The sequence below is a fragment of the Pseudomonas chlororaphis genome (assembly GCF_001921865.1).
In the GTDB taxonomy this organism is placed as follows: Bacteria; Pseudomonadota; Gammaproteobacteria; order Pseudomonadales; family Pseudomonadaceae; genus Aquipseudomonas; species Aquipseudomonas chlororaphis_D.
Map to the genome: position 1 here is coordinate 125,602 of NZ_MSCT01000002.1, position 22,834 is coordinate 148,435.

22 protein-coding genes are annotated in these 22,834 nt (G+C 64.6%); 9 read left to right on the forward strand and 13 right to left on the reverse strand.

The annotated features are described in order from the left end of the window. Window positions 1-6 precede the first annotated feature (6 nt). Both BTN82_RS00820 and BTN82_RS00825 read left to right on the forward strand, forming a co-directional pair. Window positions 7-189 carry a type II toxin-antitoxin system HicA family toxin gene (locus tag BTN82_RS00820; protein ID WP_075117292.1) on the forward strand — a complete coding sequence of 61 codons (183 nt, stop codon included), beginning with the start codon at window positions 7-9 and terminating at the stop codon, window positions 187-189. Between the two features lie 29 nt (window positions 190-218). Beyond that, window positions 219-620, forward strand: coding sequence for a type II toxin-antitoxin system HicB family antitoxin (locus tag BTN82_RS00825; protein WP_075117490.1), 402 nt, complete (start codon window positions 219-221; stop codon window positions 618-620). A 45-nt stretch (window positions 621-665) separates the two neighbouring features. Here the strand turns inward: BTN82_RS00825 and BTN82_RS00830 are convergent, their stop codons facing one another. Beyond that, on the reverse strand, window positions 666-1,712 hold the full coding sequence (locus BTN82_RS00830) for a LacI family DNA-binding transcriptional regulator (protein ID WP_075117293.1): 1,047 nt from the start codon (window positions 1,710-1,712) through the stop codon (window positions 666-668). 206 nt (window positions 1,713-1,918) lie between these two features. Between BTN82_RS00830 and BTN82_RS00835 the strand changes: the two genes are divergently transcribed. The 3 genes from BTN82_RS00835 (at window position 1,919) to mgrA (ending at window position 6,800) form a co-directional block, all read left to right on the forward strand. After that, the gene (locus tag BTN82_RS00835; RefSeq protein ID WP_075117294.1) at window positions 1,919-4,177 is read left to right on the forward strand and encodes a TonB-dependent receptor; all 2,259 of its coding nucleotides are present in this window, start codon (window positions 1,919-1,921) and stop codon (window positions 4,175-4,177) included. Between the two features lie 110 nt (window positions 4,178-4,287). Next, entirely contained in the window at window positions 4,288-5,616 is a 1,329-nt protein-coding gene (locus BTN82_RS00840) for an LLM class flavin-dependent oxidoreductase (RefSeq protein ID WP_075117295.1), read from the forward strand. 146 nt (window positions 5,617-5,762) lie between these two features. After that, on the forward strand, window positions 5,763-6,800 hold the full coding sequence (gene mgrA / locus BTN82_RS00845; RefSeq protein WP_075117296.1) for an L-glyceraldehyde 3-phosphate reductase: 1,038 nt from the start codon (window positions 5,763-5,765) through the stop codon (window positions 6,798-6,800). Between the two features lie 107 nt (window positions 6,801-6,907). On the opposite strand, the gene BTN82_RS00850 is transcribed toward mgrA, so the two are convergent. The 9 genes from BTN82_RS00850 to BTN82_RS00890 all read right to left on the reverse strand — a co-directional run bounded on the left by BTN82_RS00850 (window position 6,908) and on the right by BTN82_RS00890 (window position 16,143). After that, window positions 6,908-7,336 (reverse strand): type II toxin-antitoxin system VapC family toxin, encoded by a 429-nt coding sequence (locus tag BTN82_RS00850; protein ID WP_075117297.1) that lies wholly within the window; start codon window positions 7,334-7,336, stop codon window positions 6,908-6,910. Further along, on the reverse strand, window positions 7,333-7,578 hold the full coding sequence (locus BTN82_RS00855) for a FitA-like ribbon-helix-helix domain-containing protein (protein WP_075117298.1): 246 nt from the start codon (window positions 7,576-7,578) through the stop codon (window positions 7,333-7,335). Before BTN82_RS00855 ends, BTN82_RS00850 begins: the two co-directional genes overlap by 4 nt. Window positions 7,579-7,685: 107 nt before the next feature. Continuing rightward, window positions 7,686-8,534, reverse strand: coding sequence for a taurine dioxygenase (gene tauD, locus BTN82_RS00860; RefSeq protein WP_075117299.1), 849 nt, complete (start codon window positions 8,532-8,534; stop codon window positions 7,686-7,688). Between the two features lie 75 nt (window positions 8,535-8,609). Further along, the gene (gene tauC, locus BTN82_RS00865; protein WP_075117300.1) at window positions 8,610-9,449 is read right to left on the reverse strand and encodes a taurine ABC transporter permease TauC; all 840 of its coding nucleotides are present in this window, start codon (window positions 9,447-9,449) and stop codon (window positions 8,610-8,612) included. Further along, window positions 9,446-10,240: a taurine ABC transporter ATP-binding subunit gene (tauB, locus tag BTN82_RS00870; RefSeq protein ID WP_075117301.1), complete on the reverse strand. Its 795-nt coding sequence runs from the start codon at window positions 10,238-10,240 to the stop codon at window positions 9,446-9,448. The genes tauC and tauB overlap by 4 nt, the downstream gene beginning before the upstream one ends. Window positions 10,241-10,346: 106 nt before the next feature. After that, the gene (gene tauA / locus BTN82_RS00875) at window positions 10,347-11,324 is read right to left on the reverse strand and encodes a taurine ABC transporter substrate-binding protein (RefSeq protein ID WP_075117302.1); all 978 of its coding nucleotides are present in this window, start codon (window positions 11,322-11,324) and stop codon (window positions 10,347-10,349) included. A gap of 235 nt (window positions 11,325-11,559) precedes the next feature. Then, complete coding sequence (gshA, locus tag BTN82_RS00880; RefSeq protein WP_075117303.1) at window positions 11,560-13,143, reverse strand: glutamate--cysteine ligase; 1,584 nt, start codon at window positions 13,141-13,143, stop codon at window positions 11,560-11,562. Between the two features lie 292 nt (window positions 13,144-13,435). Then, window positions 13,436-13,819 carry a PaaI family thioesterase gene (locus tag BTN82_RS00885; protein WP_075117304.1) on the reverse strand — a complete coding sequence of 128 codons (384 nt, stop codon included), beginning with the start codon at window positions 13,817-13,819 and terminating at the stop codon, window positions 13,436-13,438. Continuing rightward, the gene (locus BTN82_RS00890; RefSeq protein WP_075117305.1) at window positions 13,819-16,143 is read right to left on the reverse strand and encodes a Tex family protein; all 2,325 of its coding nucleotides are present in this window, start codon (window positions 16,141-16,143) and stop codon (window positions 13,819-13,821) included. The genes BTN82_RS00885 and BTN82_RS00890 overlap by 1 nt, the downstream gene beginning before the upstream one ends. Window positions 16,144-16,503: 360 nt before the next feature. On the opposite strand from BTN82_RS00890, the gene ompR reads away from it, so the two are divergent. Then, a complete protein-coding gene (gene ompR / locus BTN82_RS00895) occupies window positions 16,504-17,244 on the forward strand; it encodes a two-component system response regulator OmpR (protein ID WP_075117306.1) in 741 nt (246 codons plus the stop codon). A gap of 102 nt (window positions 17,245-17,346) precedes the next feature. Then, window positions 17,347-18,660 carry an ATP-binding protein gene (locus tag BTN82_RS00900; protein WP_075117307.1) on the forward strand — a complete coding sequence of 438 codons (1,314 nt, stop codon included), beginning with the start codon at window positions 17,347-17,349 and terminating at the stop codon, window positions 18,658-18,660. A gap of 108 nt (window positions 18,661-18,768) precedes the next feature. Here BTN82_RS00900 and rimK read toward each other — a convergent pair whose 3' ends face one another. Together rimK and BTN82_RS00910 are read right to left on the reverse strand one after the other, a co-directional pair. After that, window positions 18,769-19,674: a 30S ribosomal protein S6--L-glutamate ligase gene (gene rimK, locus BTN82_RS00905; protein WP_007931744.1), complete on the reverse strand. Its 906-nt coding sequence runs from the start codon at window positions 19,672-19,674 to the stop codon at window positions 18,769-18,771. Beyond that, window positions 19,671-20,153 carry an ATP-dependent zinc protease gene (locus tag BTN82_RS00910; RefSeq protein WP_075117308.1) on the reverse strand — a complete coding sequence of 161 codons (483 nt, stop codon included), beginning with the start codon at window positions 20,151-20,153 and terminating at the stop codon, window positions 19,671-19,673. The genes rimK and BTN82_RS00910 overlap by 4 nt, the downstream gene beginning before the upstream one ends. 219 nt (window positions 20,154-20,372) lie before the next feature. Between BTN82_RS00910 and BTN82_RS00915 the strand changes: the two genes are divergently transcribed. Beyond that, window positions 20,373-20,771: an RNA-binding S4 domain-containing protein gene (locus BTN82_RS00915; protein ID WP_075117309.1), complete on the forward strand. Its 399-nt coding sequence runs from the start codon at window positions 20,373-20,375 to the stop codon at window positions 20,769-20,771. A 138-nt stretch (window positions 20,772-20,909) separates the two neighbouring features. Here BTN82_RS00915 and BTN82_RS00920 read toward each other — a convergent pair whose 3' ends face one another. Continuing rightward, on the reverse strand, window positions 20,910-21,710 hold the full coding sequence (locus BTN82_RS00920) for a phosphatase PAP2 family protein (protein WP_075117310.1): 801 nt from the start codon (window positions 21,708-21,710) through the stop codon (window positions 20,910-20,912). Window positions 21,711-21,810: 100 nt separating this feature from the next. Between BTN82_RS00920 and hslO the strand changes: the two genes are divergently transcribed. Beyond that, window positions 21,811-22,713: an Hsp33 family molecular chaperone HslO gene (gene hslO / locus BTN82_RS00925; RefSeq protein WP_075117311.1), complete on the forward strand. Its 903-nt coding sequence runs from the start codon at window positions 21,811-21,813 to the stop codon at window positions 22,711-22,713. The last annotated feature ends 121 nt before the right edge of the window (window positions 22,714-22,834 follow it).

Here is a 22,834-nt window from a genome sequence, read left to right on the forward strand (position 1 = left end):
ACGGCAATGCGCAGTCGGGAACTGATCAGGATGATCGAGGAGGATGGGTGGTATCTGATCGCGGTCAAGGGCAGTCATCACCAGTACAAGCATCTGCACAAGCCGGGGCGGGTTACTGTCCCCCACCCGGACGCGGATCTGCCCAGGGGTACGGTCCACAGCATCCTGAAGCAGGCGGGCCTGAAATGAGGCAGGTGTTCGATGAGAGGGTCAACGACATGAAATTTCCGGTGGTGCTGCACAAGGATGCCGACTCCGAGTACGGGGTCATCGTCCCCGATGTGCCGGGCTGCTTTTCCGCGGGCCCGAGCGTGGCCCAAGCGTTCGATAACGTGCAGGAGGCGCTGTCCCTGCACTACGAGGGCTTGGTGGCCGACGGCGAGCCGCTGCCCCAGGTACGCGAGATCGACGCGCATATCGACAACCCCGATTACGCCGGCGGTGTCTGGGGCGTGGTCGAGTTCGATATCACTCCGTACTTCGGCAAGTCGGTGCGCTTCAACGCCACCCTGCCGGAGCAATTGCTGGAGCGCATCGACCAGACCGTCAAGCGCGACCAGCGCTACCGTTCGCGCTCGGGCTTCCTGGCGGCCGCGGCCTTGCGCGAGCTGTCGGTCTAGCCGCTGTAGGAGCGAGCTTGCTCGCGATAAGGCCCGCAAGGGCCTTCACGCACTCTCGCGCTCGATTACCCGGCATTCCAGCAGGTTCAGGCGCTGCACGTCCTCTTCCACCGGCAACACGCCCAGGCTTTCCAGGACCCGCGTCGCCGCCAGCACGCCGATCTCCAGGGCCGGCGGCTTGATGGTGCTCAGGCTGGGCAGCAACATCTGGGCGAAGGGGTAATCGCCAAAGCCCAGCACCGCGCATTCCTCGGGGATCTTCAGCCCCGCCCGTTGCCCGGCCAGGGAGCCGCCGGCGGCCAGGTTGTCGTTGGCGAAGACGATCGCGTCCGGGCGCGGGCGGCTGTTCATCAAGGCTTCCATGGCCTGCTTGCCGGCCTCGAATGGCGGCCGGTCGGCATCCGGGGCGAACACCCAGGGTTCCAGGCCCAACTCGTTCAGGGTCGCGGCATAGCCGTCGCGGCGCTCCAGGGCGCTGAGGTCGCCGGGGGCGCTGTTCTGCACGAAGGCGATCCGCCGGTAGCCCTTGCCGTGCAGATAACGCGCCGCCGTCACCCCGACCTGATAGTGGGAAAAACCGATTTGCAGCGGTTCGCGCTGGGGCTGGTAGTCCCAGGTTTCGATCACCGGGATATCCGCCTCGGCGATCATCTTTTCGGTGCCCGGGCTGTGGAAGTGGCTGGTCAGCACCAGGGCCGCCGGCGACCAGCCGAGAAAGGCCCGCACGGCGTTTTCCTCCTGCTGCGCATCGAAGTAGCTCGACGCCAGCAGCAGCTGGTAGCCGTGGCGGCTGAGGGTATCGCTGAAGCCCTGGATGGTGTCGGCGAAGATCGGCCCGGAGATGTTCGGAATCACCATGGCGACGATCTTGCCCCGTGCCGAGGCCAGGCCGCCGGCCACCAGGTTCGGTACATAACCCAGTTCGGCCACGACCTGGGCGATGCGTTCGCGGCGTTCCGGCGAGACGCTGTCCGGCTGGTTGAAATAGCGCGACACGGTGATCGCCGAAACGCCGGCCTGGCGGGCGACAGTGTTCAGGGTCACCCGCCCGGCGCCGCGGCGTTTGCGGCCTGGGGATTTTTCAGCGGTCAAGACACGCTCCTTCCATGAAACGAAAAGGCATATAAAAGTAATTTTTCAGTATTGGACGCTCTATGTGCAGCGTACCGATACTGGCGATGTTAGCGCTAACAAAGTCAGTTGTCTGCTACTCGCTCGAGCGAATGCCCACGACCTGTTTTTCGGCGCTGCCGGCGTAGATCGGCAGCGGTTCAGGGCAAATTCCGCGCAGGTGCAGCATGCAGAACATTCATGGGGATCAGCAGAAACGGGCGCGGTCGATCCGCGCGGTCAACGCATCGCGAGCGCCTCTGGGCTGGCTGTTGGCAGGGCTGGCGGCGCTGCCGTCGCCGGGCGCGTTCGCCGCCGACAATGGCCAGGCGGCGCAGGTTCAGGAACCGACGCTGAAGTCGGTGACGGTCACCGCCACTCGCCGCGAAGAGTCGCTGCAAAAGGTGCCGGTGGCAGTGTCGGTGGTCGATGGCGAACAGTTGGAGCGCGACAACCGCAACGGCGTCGCCAGCATCGTGCAGCAGGTGCCTTCGCTGAACTTTCGCACGGGCGCCTCGAACAAGGACACGTCGCTGTTCATTCGCGGCGTAGGCACCATTTCCACCTCGCCGGGCGTCGAGCCGACCGTGGCCACGGTGATCGACGGCGTGGTCTATGGCCGGCCGGGCCAGGCCACCCTCGATCTGCTGGACCTGGAGCGCATCGAAGTGCTACGCGGCCCCCAGGGCACCCTGTTCGGCAAGAACGCTTCGGCCGGGGTGCTGAACATCGTGACCAAGGCGCCGACCGCCGAAACCCATGGCTACATCGACCAGGGCTACTACAGCGGCAACGAAAGCCGCACCCGCTTCGGCATCGGCGGCAGCCTGATTCCCGACACGCTCAAGGGCTCGGTCACCACCCTGTTCGGCAGCTACGACGGCAACGTCGACAACCGGCACAACGGCCATGAGGTCAACGGCTACAACCGCAAAGGCGTGCGCGGCAAGCTGGAGTTCACCCCTAGCGACGACCTCACCTTCACCCTGGCGGCCGACTACATGCAGTCCCATGACGACGCGCCCAACGGCGTTGTCAGCAAGGCCCTGACGCCGGCCTTCGCCAGCGCGCTGAGCCCGTTCCGGGCCCGCAGCGACAACCGCGATATCAACACCGATACCCGCACTCACGTCGAAGACATCAACAAGGGCCTGTCCGGCCAGCTGGACTGGAACCTCGGCGATTACACCCTGACCTCGATCACCGCCTGGCGCGGCTGGAACAACACCCAGTATCAGGATGGCGATCGCCTCGGCGCCGTCACCGCAGCGTTCCCCGGCACCGCCGACAAGGGCGACCTGGACTACAACCAGTACTCTCAGGAGCTGCGCCTGGCTTCGCCCAAGGGGCAGTTCCTCGAGTACGTCGGCGGGCTGTTCTACATGCACGGCAAGGACGAAGAAACCTATCGGCGCACCCTGACCACGACCACCGGCATCAACCGCGGCATTGCCGACTACAGCACCACCAGCGACAGCTATTCGGTGTTCGGCGAAACCACCCTGAACTTCACCTCGGATTTGCGCGGGATCGTCGGCCTACGCTGGACCCACGACGACCTGGAATACGATCACCGCCGCGTGTCCACGTCGGCCACCACCGTCAGCGGCATCCAGCCCGGCACCAGCAGTTCGGGGTCGGTGGACGAGGATGGCTGGTCCGGGCGCCTGGGCCTGCAGTACGACCTGAGCGAGGCGGTCACCACCTACCTGACCTATTCGCGCGGCTACAAGGGGCCGGCCTACAACGTGTTCTTCAACATGCAGCCGCGGGACACCGAGGCGCTGAAACCGGAAACCTCCAACACCTGGGAAGCCGGGGTCAAGGCCACGGCCTGGAACAAGCGCCTGACTGCCAACCTGGCGATCTTCCACAGCGATTACGACAACTACCAGGCGAACTTCTTCGACACGGTCGCCGGTCAGGTGGTGACCCGCCTGATCAACGCCGGCAGCGTCAGCACTGAAGGCGTCGAGCTGGATTACGCTTTGCAGGCGACCCAGCAGTTGAAGATCTCCGGCGCCCTGGCCTACACCCGTGCGCGGATCGACGAGTTCGCATGCCCGGTGGGCGCGGCGGCCTCCTGCAACGTCAACGGCAAGCCGCTGCCGTTCACCCCGGACTGGAAGAGCTACGTGCGCGCCGATTACAGCATCCCGCTGGATAACGGCCTGGATATCGAACTGGGCACCGACTACAGCTGGCAGAGCGAAGTGCAGTACGACATCAGCCAGAACGCCGACACCAAGCAGGGCGCCTATGGCATCTGGAACGCCAGCATCGCCCTGGCCGACTACAACCAGGGCTGGCGGGTGGCGCTGCTGGGCAAGAACCTCGCCGACAAGTCCTATTCGCCACTGCTGGCCAGCGGCGGCAACTACATCTATCGCGCCGTGCCACGGGACGACGAACGCTATTTCGGGGTGCAGCTGCGCAAGGATTTCTGAGCACTCGAGAAGAGGGGGCACGCCCCCCTTGTAGGAGCGAGCTTGCTCGCGATAGCGCACCCAGGCTCGCCCCCCGCCTGAACCCGTCCACATGCTCCAAGGACCCGCCCATGCCCCAAGCTCCTCGCCAACTCAAGCTCGGCGCCTTCCTGATGGCGACCGGTCATCACGTTGCCGCCTGGCGGCATCCGTACGTACCAGCGGATGCTGGACTAGACTTTTTTGCGTACCGGCAATTGGCCCGGATCGCTGAAGACGCGAAGTTCGACGCGCTGTTCCTGGCCGACAGCGTGGCTGCCGCCATAGGCCCCGGGGCCAGCAGGATGGCGCGTTCCGACCAGTTTGAACCCTTGACTTTATTGGCCGCCCTCAGCGTCGTCACCGCGCATATTGGGCTGATTGCCACTAGTACTACGAGCTATAACGTACCGTACCACGTAGCACGTAAGTACGCTTCGCTGGATCACCTGTCGGGCGGTCGAGCGGGTTGGAATCTGGTGACTTCCGATAATGCGGCCGAAGCGCAGAATTTCGGTCTCGAACAGCATCTTGGCCACGCCGAGCGCTACCGCCGTGCCCGCGAGTTCCATGAGGTGGTCACCGGGCTCTGGGACAGTTGGCAGGACGACGCCTTCGTCCGCGACAAGGCCAGCGGCCTGTACTACGACCCGGACAAGCTGCACGTGCTGGATCACCAGGGCGAACACTTCCGGGTCAAGGGGCCGCTGAATGTGGCGCGCCCGCCCCAGGGCCACCCGGTGGTCGTCCAGGCCGGCTCCTCCGAAGCCGGGCGCGAACTGGCGGCGCAGACCGCCGACGTGGTGTTCACCGCCCAGGCTTCGCTGGCCGGCGCCCAGGCGTTTTACGCCGACCTCAAGGGCCGCCTTGCGCGCTACGGGCGCGAGGCCGATTCGTTGAAAGTCATGCCCGGGGTGTTCGTGGTGGTGGGGCAGAGCGAAAGCGAAGCCCGGGAAAAATATGAATCGTTTCAGCAGTGGGTCGAACCCGAGGTTGGCGTGGCCTTGCTTGGGCGTATGCTGGGCAACTTCGACTTGTCGCCGTACCCGCTGGACGGCCCGCTACCCGAATTGCCGTTGACCGAAAGCGGTCAGCAAAGCCGGCAGAAACTGCTGACCGAACTGGCCGGCCAGGACAACCTGAGCCTGGCCGAGCTGGGGCGGAAAATCGCCGGCGGCCGCGGGCATTACAGCCTGATCGGTACGCCGACGCAGATCGCCGACGAGTTGCAGAGCTGGTTCGAGGAGGGCGCGGCGGACGGTTTCAACGTGCTGGTCCCGCACCTGCCGGGCGGGTTGCAGGACTTTGCCGATGCCGTGGTTCCGGAACTGCAGCGCCGCGGGTTGTTCAGAACCGAATACGAAGGCAAGACGTTGCGCGAGAACCTGGGGCTGGCGCGACCGAAGAACCGTTTTGCATAGATAGACGACCGCTGCGCGGTCGATCGCGAGCACGCTCGCTCCTACAGGATTGCGCTCCCTCTGTAGGAGCGAGCTTGCTCGCGATAAGGTCCGCAGGACCTGAAGGCTTTACCCCACACATAGTCCCGCCAATGAGAGAGGATCTGATGACGTATATCGCTGCCGAAAACCGTTACGACTCCATTCCCTACCGCCGCGTCGGGCGCAGCGGCCTGGTGCTGCCGGCGCTGTCCCTGGGCCTGTGGCACAACTTCGGCGACAGCACGCCGATCGACACCCAGCGCGCGCTGCTGCGCACCGCCTTCGACCTGGGCATCAACCACTTCGACCTGGCCAACAACTACGGCCCGCCCTACGGCAGCGCCGAGATCAACTTCGGGCGCCTGTTGCGCGAAGACTTCAAGCACTACCGCGACGAGTTGATCATCTCCAGCAAGGCCGGCTGGGACATGTGGCCCGGTCCCTATGGCCAGGGCGGCGGTTCGCGCAAGTACGTGCTGGCCAGCCTCGACCAGAGCCTGCAGCGCCTGGGCCTGGACTATGTGGATATCTTCTATTCCCACCGTTTCGACCCGGACACGCCGCTGGAAGAAACCGCCAGCGCCCTGGCCACCGCGGTGCAGCAGGGCAAGGCGCTGTACATCGGCATCTCGTCTTACTCCGGGGTTAAAACCCGCGAAATCGCCGCCCTGCTCAAGGAATGGAAGGTGCCGCTGCTGATCCATCAGCCGGCCTATAACCTGCTCAACCGCTGGGTGGAAAAGGACCTGCTGGACACCACCGACGAGCTCGGCGCCGGGGTGATCGCCTTTACGCCGTTGGCCCAGGGCCTGCTGACCGACAAGTACCTCAATGGCATTCCCGAGGATGCGCGGGTCAACCGCCCGGGCGGCGGTTCGTTGCAAGCCTCGCACCTGTCCGAGGCCAATATCGCCCATGTACGGGCCTTGAACGAGATCGCCAAAAGCCGCGGCCAGAGCCTGGCGCAACTGGCCCTGGCCTGGACCCTGCGTGACCCGCGGGTGACCTCGGCGCTGATCGGCGCCAGCCGCCCGGAGCAGATTGTCGAGAACGTCGGCGCGTTGCGTAACCTGAGCTTCAGCGCCGAAGAGCTGGCGCAAATCGACCGCTTTGCCCAGGAAGGCGGGATCAATCTGTGGGAGAAACCCTCGACGGCGGAGTGAGGCCGGCACGCGGCCCTTCGGGCCGCATCGCGAGCACGCTCGCTCCTACAAGGTCCGACAGAATCCTGTAGGAGCGAGCTTGCTCGCGATGACTGCCAAGCAGTCGCTCAACCCTCGAGCGGCAACCAGGGGTTGATAACGATCAGCCCGGTGTCGGCGAAGTCCCTGGTATTGCGGGTGGCGATGGCGGCGTCGTGGACCCGGCAGATCGCTGCAATCTGCGCATCCACCAGGCTGATCGGACGGCCCGACTTTTCCCGGTGCGAGATCAGGTGCGCGTAGTACAGCGCGGCCTGGGTGCCGAAGGGCATGATGCGGTCGATGAAGTCTTCCTCGAACATGGCCAGCGCCGAGGCATGCAGCGTCTGCTTGCGTTTGCCGTGGGGCAGGCGCGCGATGCCGTGGAGAATCTCGGCCATGGTCATGGCGCTGATATAGAGGTCTTCGATGGGTTGCGACTCGATCCACAGCAGCACCGAGGCATCCGGTTGAGGACGCATCAGTTCTGACAGCACGTTGGTATCGAGCACGATCATTCGTTCAGGTCCGCTGCGCGGGCCGGCTCGGTGCGCTCGGGCAGTTCCAGTTCCACCCCGCCGGTCGCGGCAAAACGTGTGCGGATGCGGCTGCCCAGGCCCTGGCCGTCGGTCGTGCGGCTCAGGGCGCGGCGCAGGATCAGTCGGGCTTCTTCTTCCATGGAATGACCGTTGTGGGCGGCCTCGATACGCAGGCGCTCTTTGATCTGGTCGTCCAGATTGCGGATGGTAAGGCTGGCCATGGGCTCCTCCGGATGAAATCAATGCAATCATTGATAGCATAACGGCGAGTTGGCGGAGGCGAGCAACCGCTGGTCGTCTGGGTGGCCCGCTCTATGCGGGCCATGCGCTACGGGAGCTCTTTGAAAAACGGCGCATCCCCCAGAATCGTCGCGCGGTGCATCACGCGGCGCTGCGGGCGGTAGTCGTCGACCGCGTAATGCTGGGTCACGCGGTTGTCCCAGAAGGCCACGTCGTTGGTTTGCCAGCGCCAGCGGAGGGTGAATTCGGGGCGGGTGGCATGGGCGAACAGCAGTTTGAGGATGACCTCGCTTTCGCTGTCCGACAGCTCGTTGATCTTCGTTGTGAAGCCTTCGTTGACGAACAGCGACTGGCGTCCGCTGACCGGGTGGGTGCGGATCACCGGGTGCGACAGCGGCGGGTTTTTCCGCTTGGTTTCTTCCCAGCGCGCCAGGTCCTCGGGGGTATTGCCGAAGCGCTCCAGCGGAAAGGACTTGATGAAGTCGTGGGTCGCGGTCAGCCCTTGCAGCAGCTTCTTCATCGGCTCCGAAAGCGCCTCGAAGGCCGCGATGCCGCTGGCCCACAGGGTATCGCCGCCGTAGGCCGGCAGTAGCTTGGCGCTGAGCACCGCGCCCAGGGCCGGGGTCGGCAGGAAAGTCACGTCGGTGTGCCAGATGGCGTTGTCGCGCACATCGGTTTCGGCGGTGTCGAGGATCAGCACCTGCGGTTGTTCCGGCACGTTGGGGTAGATCGGATGGATATGCAGGTCGCCGAAATTGGCCGCGAAGCGCGCTTGTTGCTGCGGCGAGATCGATTGGTCGCGCAAGAACAGCACCTGATGCTGGAGCAGCGCCTGTTCGATGGCGTCGCGCTGTTCGGCGTCCAGCGGCTGGCGGATATCGACGCCGCCGATCTGGGCGCCCAGGGCGGAGCTTAAAGGGGTGACGGTCAGGCTCATGGTCGTTCTCGGATTAGGGCGCCGAATTGCCGGCGTGGTCAGCTTTTTCGGTAAAAATATGCCCGCTACAGGGTTTCAATGGCCCTGGCCATGCCAGGGCACCAGCTTGCGTTGCAGGGCGCGCAGGCCCATTTCCATGGCGAAGGCGATCAGGGCGATGACCAGGATTCCCAGTACCACCACGTCGGTGACCAGGAACTGCGCGGCGGACTGCACCATGAAGCCCAGGCCGCTGGTGGCGGCGATCAGTTCGGCGGCGACCAGGGTCGACCAGCCCACGCCGAGGCCGATGCGCACGCCGGTGAGGATGTCGGGCAGGGCGCTGGGCAGGATCACATGGCGAATCAGCTGGGCCCGGGTCGCGCCCAGGGACTGCGCGGCGCGCAGCCGGACCGGGTCCACGGTGCGTACGCCGGTCGCGGTGGCGATGGCGATCGGCGCGAAGATCGCCAGGTAGATCAGCAGCACCTTGGACAGCTCGCCGATGCCGCACCAGATGACGATCAGCGGCAGGTAGGCCAGGGGCGGAATCGGCCGGTAGAACTCGATCAGCGGGTCCAGCACGCCACGGGCGATGCGGTTGTGGCCGATGGCGATGCCCACCGGAATCGCGGTCAGCACGGCAAAGCCCAGGGCCAGGCCGATGCGCCCGAGGCTCGCGCCCAGGTGCTGCCACAAGGTGGAATCCATATAGCCGCTGGTCGCCAGCAGCCAGCCTTTTTGCAGCACGGCGCCGGGCGACGGCAGGAACAGCGGCTCGATCAGCCCGCTGGCGGTCACTGCCCACCACAGCGCGAGCAGCACGACCAGGGTCAGGACGCTGATCCAGCGCGTGCTCAGGCTGCGACGCACAGGCAGCGCCGTGGGCGCGGTGGTGGTTTTGGCCGTGGCGGCCGGAAGGTCATAGCTGCTCATGCGGGCTCCTGCCGCGAGGCGGCGCTGCGTTGGGAGAACACCCGGGCCAGCACGTGTTCGCGGGTTTCGATGAAGCGCGGGTCGGACTTGATCGCCCGCGCCGACTCGCCGGCCGCATAGCGCTGGCCGAAGTCCAGGCTCAGGCGCTCGACGATCTGCCCCGGGTTGGGCGCCAGGAGGATCAGCTCGGTGGCGAGGAACACCGCTTCTTCGATGTCGTGGGTAATCAGGAACACCGGCTTGGCGGTGCGGCGCCAGACTTGCAGCAACAGCTCCTGCATCTGCTCGCGGGTGAAGGCATCGAGGGCGCCGAAAGGTTCGTCCATCAGCAATACGCGCGGGTCGGCGGCCAGGGCCCGGGCCAGGCCGACGCGCTGGCGTTGGCCGCCGGACAGCTGCCAGATGCGCCGCGTGTCGAAGCCGGCCAGGTCCACCAGCGCCAGCATCTCCCGGGCCCGGGCCTCACGCTGCTCACGGGCGACGCCGGCCAGTTCGAGGCCGAAGCCAACGTTGGCCAGCACGTTTTGCCAGGGCAGCAGGGCATCGTCCTGGAACACCACGCCGCGTTCGGCGCTGGGGCCGGCGACGGGTACGCCATCCAGGGTGATGCGTCCGGCGCTGGGGGCGACGAAGCCGGCGATCAGGTTCAGCAGTGATGTCTTGCCGCTGCCGGAAGGGCCGAGGGCAACCAGCAGTTGCCGGGGGCCGAGCGTCAGGGAGATATCCGCCAGCACCGGTTCGGCGGCGCCGGGGTACTGTGCGCTGATGCGCTCCAGTTGTAGCAAAGCCATGACGGCTCTCCTTTATAGATGCCTTTTTACAGATGCAGCGGTTACCGCGGCGCCAAGCGTGACGAAGAACGCCGGGCCAGTGCCCGGCGACTCCAGCGGCAGGCCTTTACTGGGTGATGTACCGGGCGCTGACGTAAGGCGCGTAGTCCGGCAGCACCGCTTCGACCTTGCCTTGCTCCTTGAGGAACGCCGCGGTGTCGGTGATCGCTTGGGTGGTCGGCGCGCCGAGGCTGCTGATCTGGTCGGCGGCCAGCGGGTAGACGTTGCCCTGCAACAGCAGCGGGATGTCGCTGGCCTTGGCGCCGGACAGCTTCACCAGCTTGTCGACGTTGCCCTGGTTGGCCAGCCAGGCGGCCGGGTCCTTGCGGTAGTCGGCATAGGCATCCAGGGTCACCTTGGCGAAGGCGGTGACGATTTCCGGGTGCTTCTCGGCGAAGTCCTTGCGCACGATCCAGGCGTCGAAGGTCGGCGCGCCGAACTTGGCCAGTTCGCCGGAGGTGATCAGCACCTTGCCGTTTTCCTTGGCCACGCCCAACGCCGGGTCCCAGACGTAGGTGGCGTCGATGTCGCCGCGCTTCCAGGCGGCGATGATCGCCGGTGGCGCGAGGTTGAGGACCTGGACTTTCGCCGGATCGATGTTCCAGTGCTTGAGCGCGGCCAGCAGGCTGTAGTGGCCGGTGGAAACGAACGGCACGGCGACCTTCTTGCCGACCAGGTCCTGGGGCGTCTTGATCCCGGAACCGTCACGGGCCACCAGGGCCTCGGCGGCGCCGATCTGGGTGGCGATCAGAAAGGTTTGCACCGGTACCTTGCGGGTGATCGCGGCGGTCAGCGGGCTGGAACCCAGGTAGCCGATCTGCACGTCGCCGGAGGCGATGGCGGCGATGATGTCGGCGCCGTTGTCGAATTTGCGCCAGTCGATGTTGGCCTTGGTGACCTTTTCGTAGGTGCCGTCGGCCTGGGCGACTTTCGCCGGATCGACGGTGGTCTGGTAGGCGACGGTGACGTCGGCGGCCTGGGCGAAGAAGCTCGCGGTGGCCAGCGATGCGGCCGCCAGCAGGCGAAGGGGGGCGTGCAGTTTCATTGTGAAGCTCCTCAAGACAGGCGGCCGGGTGTGGGGCGTGTAAGGAGACTAAATGATCTAAGAACTCTGAAATAAATAACTTTTTGGAATTAGCTTAAAAGGGGAATGTTCTAATGAGGGCGTTTTGCCGGGAGGGAGCGCTTTGCGCTCCATCGCGAGCAAGCTCGCTCCTACAGGGGCCGTATGATTCTGTAGGAGCGAGGCTTGCCCGCGATAAGCGCCGCAGGCGCTTGGCTTAATTGCTGATCGCCAGGATGCTCGCCTGGTACGAGCCGACGAACACATCGAAGTCGCCGACTTCGTTCTGTTCCAGCTCGGCCTGTTGTTGCAGCGAGTTGCGCGCCGCTTCCTCGAAGCGCGCCTGGTCTTCCTTGCTCAGGGGCTCGCTGCGGAAGAACTCGGCGTGGGCCAGGCTCTGGCGCAGGGAAAACTGGCTGAAGCTTTCCTTGTGCTCCTGCATGGCGGCCAGGACCTGGGCCGAAGGGGTCAGGGACGGGTCCTTGACCTTGTCCAACTGGGCGTCCAGCGCCTTGCTGTGGGCATCGCTGTCCTGGCTGCGGTCGAGCAGGGCGGCCAGCGGCGCGATCTTCTCCAGCAATTCGCCGGCCCACTCCTTGAGCTCCACCGGCTGCCCCTGGCGCTGCAGTTGCAGCCCCGGGCGGCGTCCTTCCTTGACCACGCTGAGGAAGTTCGAGGTGGCGTTGCCGCACTCGTTGTTCTCCAGCAGCGGGCTCTCGTTGAGCGCACAATACAGCAGGAAGGCGTCGAGGAAGCGCGCCTCCTGCACGTCGATGCCCATCGGTAGGAACGGGTTGATGTCCAGGCAGCGCACTTCGACGTACTGGATGCCCCGGGCCATCAGCGCCTGGATCGGCCGCTCGCCGGTGTAGGTCACGCGTTTCGGGCGGATGTTGGAGTAGTACTCGTTTTCGATCTGCAGGATGTTGGTGTTGAGCTGGACCCACTCGCCGTCCTGGTGGGTGCCGATCTCCACGTAAGGCGCGTACGGCGTGGCGACGGCCTTGCGCAGGCTGTCGGTGTAGCTGTTCAGGTCGTTGTAGCAAGGGGTCAGGCCGGCCTGGGCGTTGCTCTGGTAGCCCAGGTCGCTCATGCGCAGGCTCGTGGCGTACGGCAGGTACAGGGTCTCGGCGTCCAGTTGTTCCAGCTGGTGCGAGCGCCCACGCAGGAAGCCTGCGTCCAGCGCCGGCGAAGCGCCGAACAGGTACATCAACAGCCAGCTGTAGCGGCGGAAGTTGCGGATCAGCGCGATATAGGCCGAGGACTGATAGTCGCGGTCGCTGCCGACGAACCCTTCGGCCTGCTTGAGCAGCGGCCAGAGTTTCTCCGGCAGGGAGAAGTTGTAGTGGATCCCGGCGATGCACTGCATGGTCTTGCCGTAGCGCAGGGCCAGGCCCTGGCGGTAGACATACTTGAGGCGGCCGATGTTGGAGGTGCCGTAGTAGGCGATCGGGATGTCTTCCTCGGCCGGCAACGGGCACGGCATCGATGGACTCCACAGGTACTCGTTGCCGAGCTTGCTGTAGGCGAAGCGGTGGATCTTGTCGAGGCTGGCCAGGGTGTCGGCCGGATCGGCCAGGGCCGGGGTGATGAATTCCAGCAGCGACTCGGAATAATCGGTGGTGATCTGTTCGTTGGTCAGCGCGGAACCCAGCTCTTCCGGGTGCGGGGTCTGCGCCAGGCGCGCCTCGCCGGTCACGCGCAGGCATTCGCGCTCGATACCGTGCAGGCACTGCTCGAGCAGAGAGAGGTTGGCGCGCTCGCCGAGCAGGGCCAGGCGGCGGTTGAGAAGTTCGCTCAAGTTGGATTCCTTCACGCGTCAGTCGCCCCAATATGGGGGTGGGCAGGACGGTCTACAAGGGTGAAGTTGAAACTGGCGTTTTCGCCTGGTCGTTGAGCCGTCTCGGCCCGTTTTGCAAGCACCACGCTTCATCCCTGAATCTGGTTTTGGCGCACGCGGAAAACTCCGACGCCGCTTTCGCAGCGCCGAAATTAACTCAAATCGAGGGCGCGGAGCTAGGTTTGTCGCTGTTCGGGGGCGGGCCGCGTCGCTACCGGATGAGTTTGCGTCGCGGCTGTCGCCAACCGGGGCCTCAGAGGACCGCGAACGTGCCTTGTGCCTTGGCGATCAGTTTGTCGCCCTGCACCACATCGGCCTCGACCACCAGGGTGCGGCGGCCGGGGTGGATGACCTTGGCGCGGCACAGCACCTCGCCTTCGGCCACCGCGCGGATGTAGTTGATCTTGCACTCGATGGTCGCGCTCTGCTGGTCGAAACCGTGGGAGCTGGAACAGGCCAGCCCCATGGCAATGTCCACCAGGCTGAAGATCGCCCCGCCATGCAGCTTCTGGCCGCGATTGCGCAACTGCGGGGTCAGCGCCAGGGCGACGTCCGCCTCGCCTGTTTCCAGGCGTTGCAGGCGGCAGCCGAGCAATTGGCTGAAGGCGCTTTCGGTCAGGCCGGCAGGGATTTCCATCAGCGTTTCTTCAACTGTTTGGCGTTGGCGAACAGCGAGGCCATGGCGTTGTTGCTTGGCGCCGCGGCCGTGGTTTCCTTGCGTGGAGCGTTGCCCTGGGAAGAGCGCGGCGCCGAACCTGGACGCGAACCGCGGGCGCCGTCGATTTTCTCGCCCGGGGTGTCACTCATGCGCATCGACAGGCCCACGCGTTTGCGCGGAATGTCGACTTCCATGACCTTGACCTTGACCACGTCGCCGGCCTTCACCGCCTCGCGCGGGTCCTTGATGAATTTCTCCGATAGCGCGGAGATATGCACCAGGCCGTCCTGATGCACGCCGATGTCGACGAAGGCGCCGAAGTTGGTGACGTTGGTCACCACGCCTTCGAGGATCATCCCCAGTTGCAGGTCCTTGAGGTCTTCGACGCCTTCCTGGAACTCGGCGGTCTTGAACTCGGGGCGCGGGTCGCGGCCGGGCTTGTCCAGTTCCTGGAGAATGTCGGTGACGGTCGGCAGGCCGAAAGTCTCGTCGGTGAACTTCTTCGGGTCCAGGCGCTTGAGGAAGCCGCTGTCGCCGATCAGCGAGCGGATGTCGCGGTCGGTTTCGGCGGCGATGCGTTGCACCAGCGGATAAGCCTCAGGGTGCACCGCGGAGGCGTCCAGCGGGTTGTCGCCGTTCATCACACGCAGGAAGCCGGCGGCCTGTTCGAAGGTCTTCTCGCCCAGGCGGGCGACCTTCTTCAGCGCGGCGCGGGTCTTGAACACACCGTTTTCATCGCGGTGGCTGACGATGTTCTGCGCCAGGGTGGTGTTGAGGCCGGAGATCCGCGCCAGCAGCGCCACGGAGGCGGTGTTCACGTCCACGCCGACGGCGTTCACGCAGTCCTCGACCACCGCGTCCAGGCCGCGTGCCAGCTTCAACTGCGACACGTCATGCTGGTACTGGCCGACGCCGATGGATTTCGGATCGATCTTCACCAGCTCGGCCAAAGGGTCCTGCAGGCGGCGGGCGATGGACACCGCGCCACGGATCGACACGTCCAGGTCGGGGAATTCCTTGGCCGCCAGTTCCGAGGCCGAGTACACCGAGGCGCCAGCCTCGGAGACCATGACCTTGGTCATGCGCATGGCCGGGTATTGCTTGATCAGGTCGGCGGCCAGCTTGTCGGTCTCGCGGCTGGCGGTGCCGTTGCCGATGGCGATCAGGTCCACCGAATGCTTGGCGCACAGGGCGGCCAGCACGGCGAGGGTCTGGTCCCACTTGTTGTGCGGCACGTGCGGGTAGACGGTGGCGTGGTCCAGCAGTTTGCCGGTGGCATCCACCACCGCGACCTTGCAGCCGGTGCGCAGGCCCGGGTCCAGGCCCAGGGTGGCGCGCGGGCCGGCCGGCGCGGCCAGCAGCAGGTCGTGCAGGTTGTGGGCGAAGACGTTGATCGCCTCGGTTTCCGCGCCGTCGCGCAGCTCGCCCAGCAGGTCGGTTTCCAGGTGGGTGTAGAGCTTGACCTTCCAGGTCCAGCGCACCACTTCGCCGAGCCATTTGTCCGCCGCGCGGTTCTGGTTCTGGATGCCGACTTGCTGGCCGATCATGCCTTCGCACGGGTGCATGGTGCCCGGCAGCTCGTCGCCGACTTTCAGCGCGGAGCTGAGGATGCCTTCGTTGCGGCCGCGGAAAATCGCCAGGGCGCGGTGCGACGGCATGCTTTTCAGCGGCTCGTCGTGCTCGAAGTAGTCGCGGAACTTGGCGCCTTCCTCTTCCTTGCCGGCGATCACGCGGGCGCTGAGGGTGGCTTCCTGCTTGAGGTAGTTGCGCAGCTTGTCCAGGAGGCTCGCGTCTTCGGCGAAGCGTTCCATGAGGATGTACTTGGCGCCTTCGAGCGCCGCCTTGACGTCGGCCACGCCTTTTTCGGCGTCGACGAAGCGCGCGGCTTCGCTTTCCGGGGCCAGGTTCGGGTCGTTGAACAGGCCGTCCGCCAGTTCGCCGAGGCCGGCTTCCAGGGCGATCTGGCCCTTGGTGCGGCGCTTCTGCTTGTACGGCAGGTAGAGGTCTTCGAGGCGGGTCTTGGTGTCGGCGAGCTTGATGTCGCGGGCCAGCTCCGGGGTCAGCTTGCCTTGTTCCTCGATGCTGGCGAGGATGCTGGCGCGCCGCTCGTCGAGTTCTCGCAGGTAGCGCAGGCGCTCTTCCAGATGACGCAACTGGGTGTCATCGAGGCTGCCGGTCACTTCCTTCCGGTAGCGGGCGATGAAGGGCACGGTGGAGCCTTCATCCAATAGAGCGACGGCCGCTTCGACCTGTTGTGGGCGTACGCCGAGTTCCTCGGCAATGCGGCTGTTGATGCTGTCCATAAAACCACCTGACAAATTGTGAAAGCAGGCCCGCCGGCACGGAGCATTGGGCTCGGCGAGTCTGGTTGAGCGGCCTGGCATGCGCCGCTACCTGGATCAAAAGGCAGCCTGTTGACCCGTGAAATCGAACAATTACTGCCTGGCCGGGAAAAATAAAAAGGGGCCGCGGGCGATAACGATAAGAGGTTGCCTGACACAAAAGGCGGCGCATTATAACCAGCGTTCCGGACTTGAGGAGCATCGGAGGGCGCCGGCCGACGGCGGGTTTTCTGGCGATTGAGGAAAAATCTGCTAACAATGCACACGGTGCGTATAACGGCAGCTACGCCATAATGCGCACCGAGATAAAAGGAGCATCCGATGAGCAGCACCGCACAAACTGCTGAAGGCGAAAAAATTCTGATTGTTGACGACGACCCGGGGCTGAGCAGCCTGCTGGAGCGCTTTTTCGTCAGCAAGGGCTACCGTGCCCGCGCGGTTCCCAACACCGAGCAGATGGACCGTCTGCTGGGCCGCGAAGTATTCAACCTGGTCGTCCTCGACCTGATGCTGCCTGGCGAAGACGGCCTGACCGCATGCCGCCGCCTGCGCAGCGCGAACAACCAGATCCCGATCATCATGCTGACCGCCAAGGGTGACGAGCTGAGCCGGATCAAGGGCCTGGAACTGGGCGCCGACGATTACCTGGCCAAGCCGTTCAACCCCGACGAGCTGATGGCGCGGGTCAAGGCCGTGTTGCGTCGCCAGTCGGCCCCGGTGCCGGGCGCGCCGGGCAGCGAAGACGAGAACGTCACCTTCGGCGACTACGAGCTGTCCCTGGCCACCCGCGAACTCAAGCGCGGCGAAGAAGTGCACATGCTCACCACCGGTGAGTTCGCGGTGCTCAAGGCGCTGGTGATGAACGCCCGTCAGCCGCTGACCCGCGACAAGCTGATGAACCTGGCCCGCGGCCGCGAGTGGGATGCCCTGGAGCGTTCCATCGACGTGCAGATCTCTCGCCTGCGCCGGATGATCGAGCCCGATCCGTCCAAGCCGCGGTATATCCAGACGGTCTGGGGCGTGGGTTATGTGTTCGTGCCGGACGGCACCGCGACCAAGTGATCGGTGATTTGTAGGAGCGAGCGCCCGGGCCGTTGACCCGGGCGTTCGCATTCCGCAACGCTGCGAGCGTGGCTCGCTCCTGCAAAGTGTGTATTGGCTGTTATGAAAACCCCGCTGTGGTTCCCCCAGAGTTTCTTCTCCCGCACCCTGTGGCTGGTGCTGATCGTGGTGCTGTTCTCCAAGGCGCTGACCCTGGTTTATCTGCTGATGAACGAGGACGTGCTGGTGGACCGCCAGTACAGCCACGGCGTGGCCCTGACCCTGCGCGCCTATTGGGCCGCCGACGAGTCCAACCGCGACCAGATCGCCGAGGCCGCGGGGCTGATCAAGGTGGTCGGCAGCGGTGTGCCGGCGGGCGAGCAGCATTGGCCGTATAGCGAGATCTATCAGCGGCAGATGCAGGCCGAACTGGGCGCCGACACCGAAGTCCGCTTGCGCATGCATGCGCCGCCGGCGCTCTGGGTGCGCGCGCCGAGCCTAGGCGATGGCTGGCTGAAAGTGCCGTTGTATCCGCACCCGCTGCGGGGCCAGAAGATCTGGAGCGTGCTGGGCTGGTTCCTGGCCATCGGCCTGTTGTCCACGGCCTCGGCGTGGATCTTCGTCAGCCAGCTCAACCAACCGTTGAAGCGCCTGGTCTATGCCGCCCGGCAACTGGGCCAGGGCCGCAGTGTGCGCCTGCCGATCAGCGATACGCCGAGCGAGATGACCGAGGTGTACCGCGCCTTCAACCAGATGGCCGAGGACGTGGAACAAGCCGGTCGCGAACGCGAGTTGATGCTGGCGGGGGTGTCCCACGACCTGCGCACGCCGTTGACCCGCCTGCGCCTGTCCCTGGAGCTGATGGGCGACCACACCGACCTGACCGACGACATGGTCCGCGACATCGAAGACATGGACGCGATCCTCGATCAGTTCCTGGCCTTTATCCGCGACGGTCGCGACGAGTCGGTGGAGGAGGTCGACCTCAGCGACCTGGTGCGCGAAGTGGCGGCGCCCTACAACCAGAACGAGGAGCAGGTGCGCCTGCGCCTGGAGCCGATCCCGCCGTTTCCGCTGCGTCGGGTCTCGATGAAGCGCCTGTTGAACAATCTGATCGGCAACGCCTTGAACCACGCCGGCACCGACGTCGAAGTGGCGGCCTATGTGTCGGGCGACACCAGTGCGCCTTATGTGGTGCTGAGCGTGATGGACCGCGGCGCGGGCATCGATCCATCGGAGCTGGAGGCGATCTTCAACCCCTTCACCCGCGGCGACCGTGCCCGGGGCGGCAAGGGCACTGGCCTGGGCCTGGCGATCGTCAAGCGAATCGCCTCGATGCACGGCGGCAACGTCGAACTGCGCAACCGCGCCGACGGTGGGCTGGAAGCGCGGGTGCGCTTGCCGTTGGGGCTGCTACTGCCCAGGGATGCGGTTTGACCTGTAGCCGCTGCCGAAGGCTGCGATAAGGGCCGCAGGACCTTCGCTCGATTTGCGAATGCTGCGTCTGCTACGCAGCCGATCGCAGCCTGCGGCAGCGGCTACAACTCAACCCTTGCCTTTGGTCCGGGTCATGTTTGGCCCGCCGTTCTTCTCGATGTGCTCGATGATGATCCCCGCCACGTTCTTGCCGGTGGTGGTCTCGATGCCTTCCAGGCCCGGTGAGGAATTCACCTCCATCACCAGCGGCCCGTGGTTCGAGCGCAGGATGTCCACGCCGGCCACGCTCAGGCCCATGACCTTGGCCGCGCGCAGGGCGGTCATGCGTTCTTCCGGGGTGATCTTGATCAGGCTGGCGCTGCCGCCGCGGTGCAGGTTGGAGCGGAACTCGCCGGGCTTGGCCTGGCGCTTCATCGCGGCGATCACCTTGTCGCCGACCACGAAGCAGCGGATGTCGGCGCCGCCGGCTTCCTTGATGTACTCCTGGACCATGATGTTCTGCTTCAGGCCCATGAAGGCCTCGATCACCGACTCCGCCGCGGTGGCGGTTTCGCACAGCACCACGCCAATGCCCTGGGTGCCTTCCAGCACCTTGATCACCAGCGGCGCGCCGTTGACCATCTCGATCAGGTCGGGGATGTCGTCCGGCGAGTGGGCGAAACCGGTCACCGGCAGGCCGATGCCGCGCCGCGACAGCAGTTGCAGCGAGCGCAGCTTGTCCCGCGAGCGGGCGATGGCCACCGACTCGTTGAGCGGGAACACCCCCATCATTTCGAACTGGCGCAGCACCGCGCAGCCGTAGAACGTCACCGAGGCGCCGATCCGCGGAATCACCGCGTCGAAACCTTCCAGCGGCTTGCCGCGATAGTGGATCTGCGGCTTGTGGCTGGCGATGTTCATATAGGCGCGCAGGGTATCGACCACCACCATTTCATGGCCACGCTCGGTACCGGCTTCGACCAGGCGACGAGTGGAATACAGACGCGGGTTACGCGACAGCACAGCGATCTTCATGCAACACCTGTGGCAGAGGTAGTGGACACCGGGAACACCGGTTTGTCTTGAACGTATTTGATCCCCGGATTGACCACCAGCTGGCCGTCGATCAGGGCTTTGGAGCCCAGTAGCAGGCGATAGCGCATGGCCTTGCGGCAGGCGAGGGTGAACTCCACCCGCCACACCCGGTCGCCGAGCGCCAGGGTAGTGCTGATCACATAGCGCACCTGGGCCTGGCCGTTGGAACTCTTGATGGTTTTCATCGCCACCAGCGGCGCTTCGCAGCGCCGGTGACGCAATTGCACCACGCTGCCCAGATGCGCGTTGAAGCGCACCCATTGCTCGCCGTCGCGCTGGAACGGCTCGATTTCGGTGGCGTGCAGGCTGGAGGTGCTGGCGCCGGTATCGATCTTGGCGCGCAGGCCGGCGACTCCCAGATCCGGGAGCGCCACCCACTCGCGCAGACCCACGACGGTCAAATGGTCAAATGTCTTCAAATGTGCTCAACCGCTGGGGAACCCGCTCGCGCCGTCGAGCGGCCGAATTCGCGGTATTCACGCAGAATAATGGGTAAAAGGCGACAGATATCTAAGGCCCGGTTCCCAGCCCCCGGACGGGCGACTGTGGAGTCTCGCATTCTAAACCGAGCCATCGTCATTCATGGCACGAGAGAAACGGTAGTACAGTTCGAAAATATTTCAGAATGAGGAAATGCCATGGCACAAAAGGCCGAGGACGACGACAAGGTCCGTCTGGATAAATGGCTGTGGGCGGCGCGCTTCTACAAGACCCGCGCGCTGGCCAAGGCCGCCATCGAGAGCGGCAAGGTGCATCACCGCGGCGAGCGCTGTAAGCCGGGCAAGGAGCCGAGGGTTGGCGACGAGTACGAGATACGTACCGGTTTCGACGAGCGCACCGTGGTGGTCCAGGCGCTGTCGATCGTGCGGCGTGGCGCGCCGCAAGCGCAGACTCTCTACGAGGAAACCGCGGCCAGCATCGCCAAGCGGGAAAACGCCGCGGCGCTGCGCAAGGCCGGCGCCCTGGGCGTGAGTACTGACGGCAAGCCGACCAAGAAGCAGAGGCGCGACTTGTTCAAGTTCCGCAGCAGCGAATAGACCCTTGGCCCTCTGCGCCCTGCGGGCTCAATCGCCAGCAAGTGGGCTCCTACCCAGACGGCGCATGCGCTCAAACTTCCTGTAGAAGCGAGCTTGCCCGCGATCAGCGGCAAAGACGCGAGACAGCAGCACGCCCAGTCAGGCCGCCCGCACCACACTCAGGCGCGACACCACCGGTAGCTTGCCCAGCAGATTGAACAGCGGGTCGGTGACGCGCATCAGGAAGTTCGAGGCCTTGGCCGCGTATGGGGTGTAGTAGCCCCAGCCGAGGGCCCAGACCGCCAGCAGCACGCCGCCGATATAGTCGTCCTGCCCCCAGTGCGCGCCGGCCACCAGGCGCGGCATCATGAACAGCAGGGTCAGGCCCCAGATCACCAGGAACTGGCCGACGCTACGGCTGAAAATTCCCATGAACAATCCCCAGATCAGCAGCACCGAGGCGTGGTCGCCGGGGAAGCTCTGGCGGGAGCGGTCTTTGAGCTCCCAGGCCTTTTCCCAGGACGGGAAGTAGTCGCTCATGCGCACAGCGCCCTCGAGCATTATTGACGGGCTGTCATGCTGCCAGCCCAGGGTATCGGCGAGCTTGGAAAACAGCAGGCGGATAATCAGCATCAGCACCAGGATCGACAGGAAGCCGAAAAAGGCTCGGCGTACGTCCACGGCCTTGAACACCCAGTCGCCGCGAATCAAAAGGGTCAGCAGAATCAGCCCGACCACCGCGTCGAAAGGCCGCAGGCTGGCCACGGCCCAGATATGCAGCCAGGTGGAGTTGCTCGCAAGGGGAGTATTCAGCAGGCGGAACAACCATTCGTCGAACATCGTGCAAAGCATCTGTCCGTTTGGCCATAACCAGAAACCCAACAGTGCCAGGGGGAGTAAATTGCACAGCGCCAGCTTGCCGAGGTTCCACCTTGCTTGGAACAAACCCGGATTGTTCATAAAATGCCTCCAATGGCAGAAAATCGCGCACCGTTATAGTGCAAAAATACGATTTTCATGTCTTGTAACTATTTTGTCATCATTTCAGATACCCAAACCTATGACTCATTTGCCGGATACCGACTTCACCCAACGCTTCATCTTCGATGAGAGCGACACCCGCGGCGAGCTGGTGGCGTTGGAACTCAGCTATGCCGAAGTCCTTGCCAAACACGCTTACCCGGAGCCGGTCGCGCAGTTGCTCGGCGAGCTGATGGCGGCCGCCGCGCTGCTGGTCGGCACCCTGAAGTTCGATGGCTTGCTGATTCTCCAGGCGCGTTCCGAAGGCCCGGTGCCGTTGCTGATGATCGAGTGCTCCAGCGAGCGCGAGATCCGCGGCCTGGCCCGTTACGACGCTGAGCAGATCGCGCCGGATGCGACCCTGGCCGACATGATGCCCAATGGCGTACTGGCCCTGACCGTCGACCCAAGACAAGGCCAGCGCTACCAGGGCATCGTCGACCTGGACGGCGCGACCCTGTCGGAATGCTTCACCAACTACTTCGTCATGTCCCAGCAGACCGGTACCCGTTTCTGGCTGCACGCCGACGGTCGTCGCGCCCGCGGCCTGCTGTTGCAGCAACTGCCGGCCGACCGCCTCAAGGACGAAGAAGAACGCGCCGCCAGCTGGCAGCACATCACCGCGCTGGCCAGTACCCTGAGCGCCGACGAATTGCTGAGCCTGGACAACGAAACCGTGCTCCATCGCCTTTACCATGAAGAAGCCGTGCGCCTGTTCGACGTGCAGTCGTTGCGTTTTCGCTGCAGCTGCTCACGGGAGCGTTCGGGCAATGCGTTGGTCAGCCTGGGCCTGGAAGATGCGCAAAAACTGGTGGTCGAACACGGCGGCAGCATCGAGATCGATTGCCAGTTCTGCAACGAGCGCTACCTGTTCGATGCGGCCGATATCAGCCAGTTGTTCGCCGGAGCGGGTGTCGAGTCACCGTCAGATACTCGTCACTAAAACGTTTCAGCGCAGGTAAATCACCTGGCAAGTGCCGGATTAACGCCGTTCTGACGGGAGGGCCCTACTCTTTTTGGGCTTTTCTGGCATAATCCGGCGCACTTTTTTCGCGGTAGTAGTG

Excerpts from the sequence above, each read along its gene's own strand:
- BTN82_RS00820 (WP_075117292.1), top strand. The coding sequence starts at position 7 with ATGCGCAGTCGGGAACTGATCAGGATGATCGAGGAGGATGGGTGGTAT.
- BTN82_RS00825 (WP_075117490.1), top strand. The coding sequence starts at position 219 with ATGAAATTTCCGGTGGTGCTGCACAAGGATGCCGACTCCGAGTACGGG.
- BTN82_RS00835 (WP_075117294.1), top strand. The coding sequence starts at position 1,919 with ATGCAGAACATTCATGGGGATCAGCAGAAACGGGCGCGGTCGATCCGC.
- BTN82_RS00840 (WP_075117295.1), top strand. The coding sequence starts at position 4,288 with ATGCCCCAAGCTCCTCGCCAACTCAAGCTCGGCGCCTTCCTGATGGCG.
- mgrA (WP_075117296.1), top strand. The coding sequence starts at position 5,763 with ATGACGTATATCGCTGCCGAAAACCGTTACGACTCCATTCCCTACCGC.
- BTN82_RS00850 (WP_075117297.1), bottom strand. The coding sequence starts at position 7,336 with ATGATCGTGCTCGATACCAACGTGCTGTCAGAACTGATGCGTCCTCAA.
- BTN82_RS00855 (WP_075117298.1), bottom strand. The coding sequence starts at position 7,578 with ATGGCCAGCCTTACCATCCGCAATCTGGACGACCAGATCAAAGAGCGC.
- tauD (WP_075117299.1), bottom strand. The coding sequence starts at position 8,534 with ATGAGCCTGACCGTCACCCCTTTAAGCTCCGCCCTGGGCGCCCAGATC.
- tauC (WP_075117300.1), bottom strand. The coding sequence starts at position 9,449 with ATGAGCAGCTATGACCTTCCGGCCGCCACGGCCAAAACCACCACCGCG.
- tauB (WP_075117301.1), bottom strand. The coding sequence starts at position 10,240 with ATGGCTTTGCTACAACTGGAGCGCATCAGCGCACAGTACCCCGGCGCC.
- tauA (WP_075117302.1), bottom strand. The coding sequence starts at position 11,324 with ATGAAACTGCACGCCCCCCTTCGCCTGCTGGCGGCCGCATCGCTGGCC.
- BTN82_RS00885 (WP_075117304.1), bottom strand. The coding sequence starts at position 13,819 with ATGGAAATCCCTGCCGGCCTGACCGAAAGCGCCTTCAGCCAATTGCTC.
- BTN82_RS00890 (WP_075117305.1), bottom strand. The coding sequence starts at position 16,143 with ATGGACAGCATCAACAGCCGCATTGCCGAGGAACTCGGCGTACGCCCA.
- ompR (WP_075117306.1), top strand. The coding sequence starts at position 16,504 with ATGAGCAGCACCGCACAAACTGCTGAAGGCGAAAAAATTCTGATTGTT.
- BTN82_RS00900 (WP_075117307.1), top strand. The coding sequence starts at position 17,347 with ATGAAAACCCCGCTGTGGTTCCCCCAGAGTTTCTTCTCCCGCACCCTG.
- rimK (WP_007931744.1), bottom strand. The coding sequence starts at position 19,674 with ATGAAGATCGCTGTGCTGTCGCGTAACCCGCGTCTGTATTCCACTCGT.
- BTN82_RS00915 (WP_075117309.1), top strand. The coding sequence starts at position 20,373 with ATGGCACAAAAGGCCGAGGACGACGACAAGGTCCGTCTGGATAAATGG.
- BTN82_RS00920 (WP_075117310.1), bottom strand. The coding sequence starts at position 21,710 with ATGAACAATCCGGGTTTGTTCCAAGCAAGGTGGAACCTCGGCAAGCTG.
- hslO (WP_075117311.1), top strand. The coding sequence starts at position 21,811 with ATGACTCATTTGCCGGATACCGACTTCACCCAACGCTTCATCTTCGAT.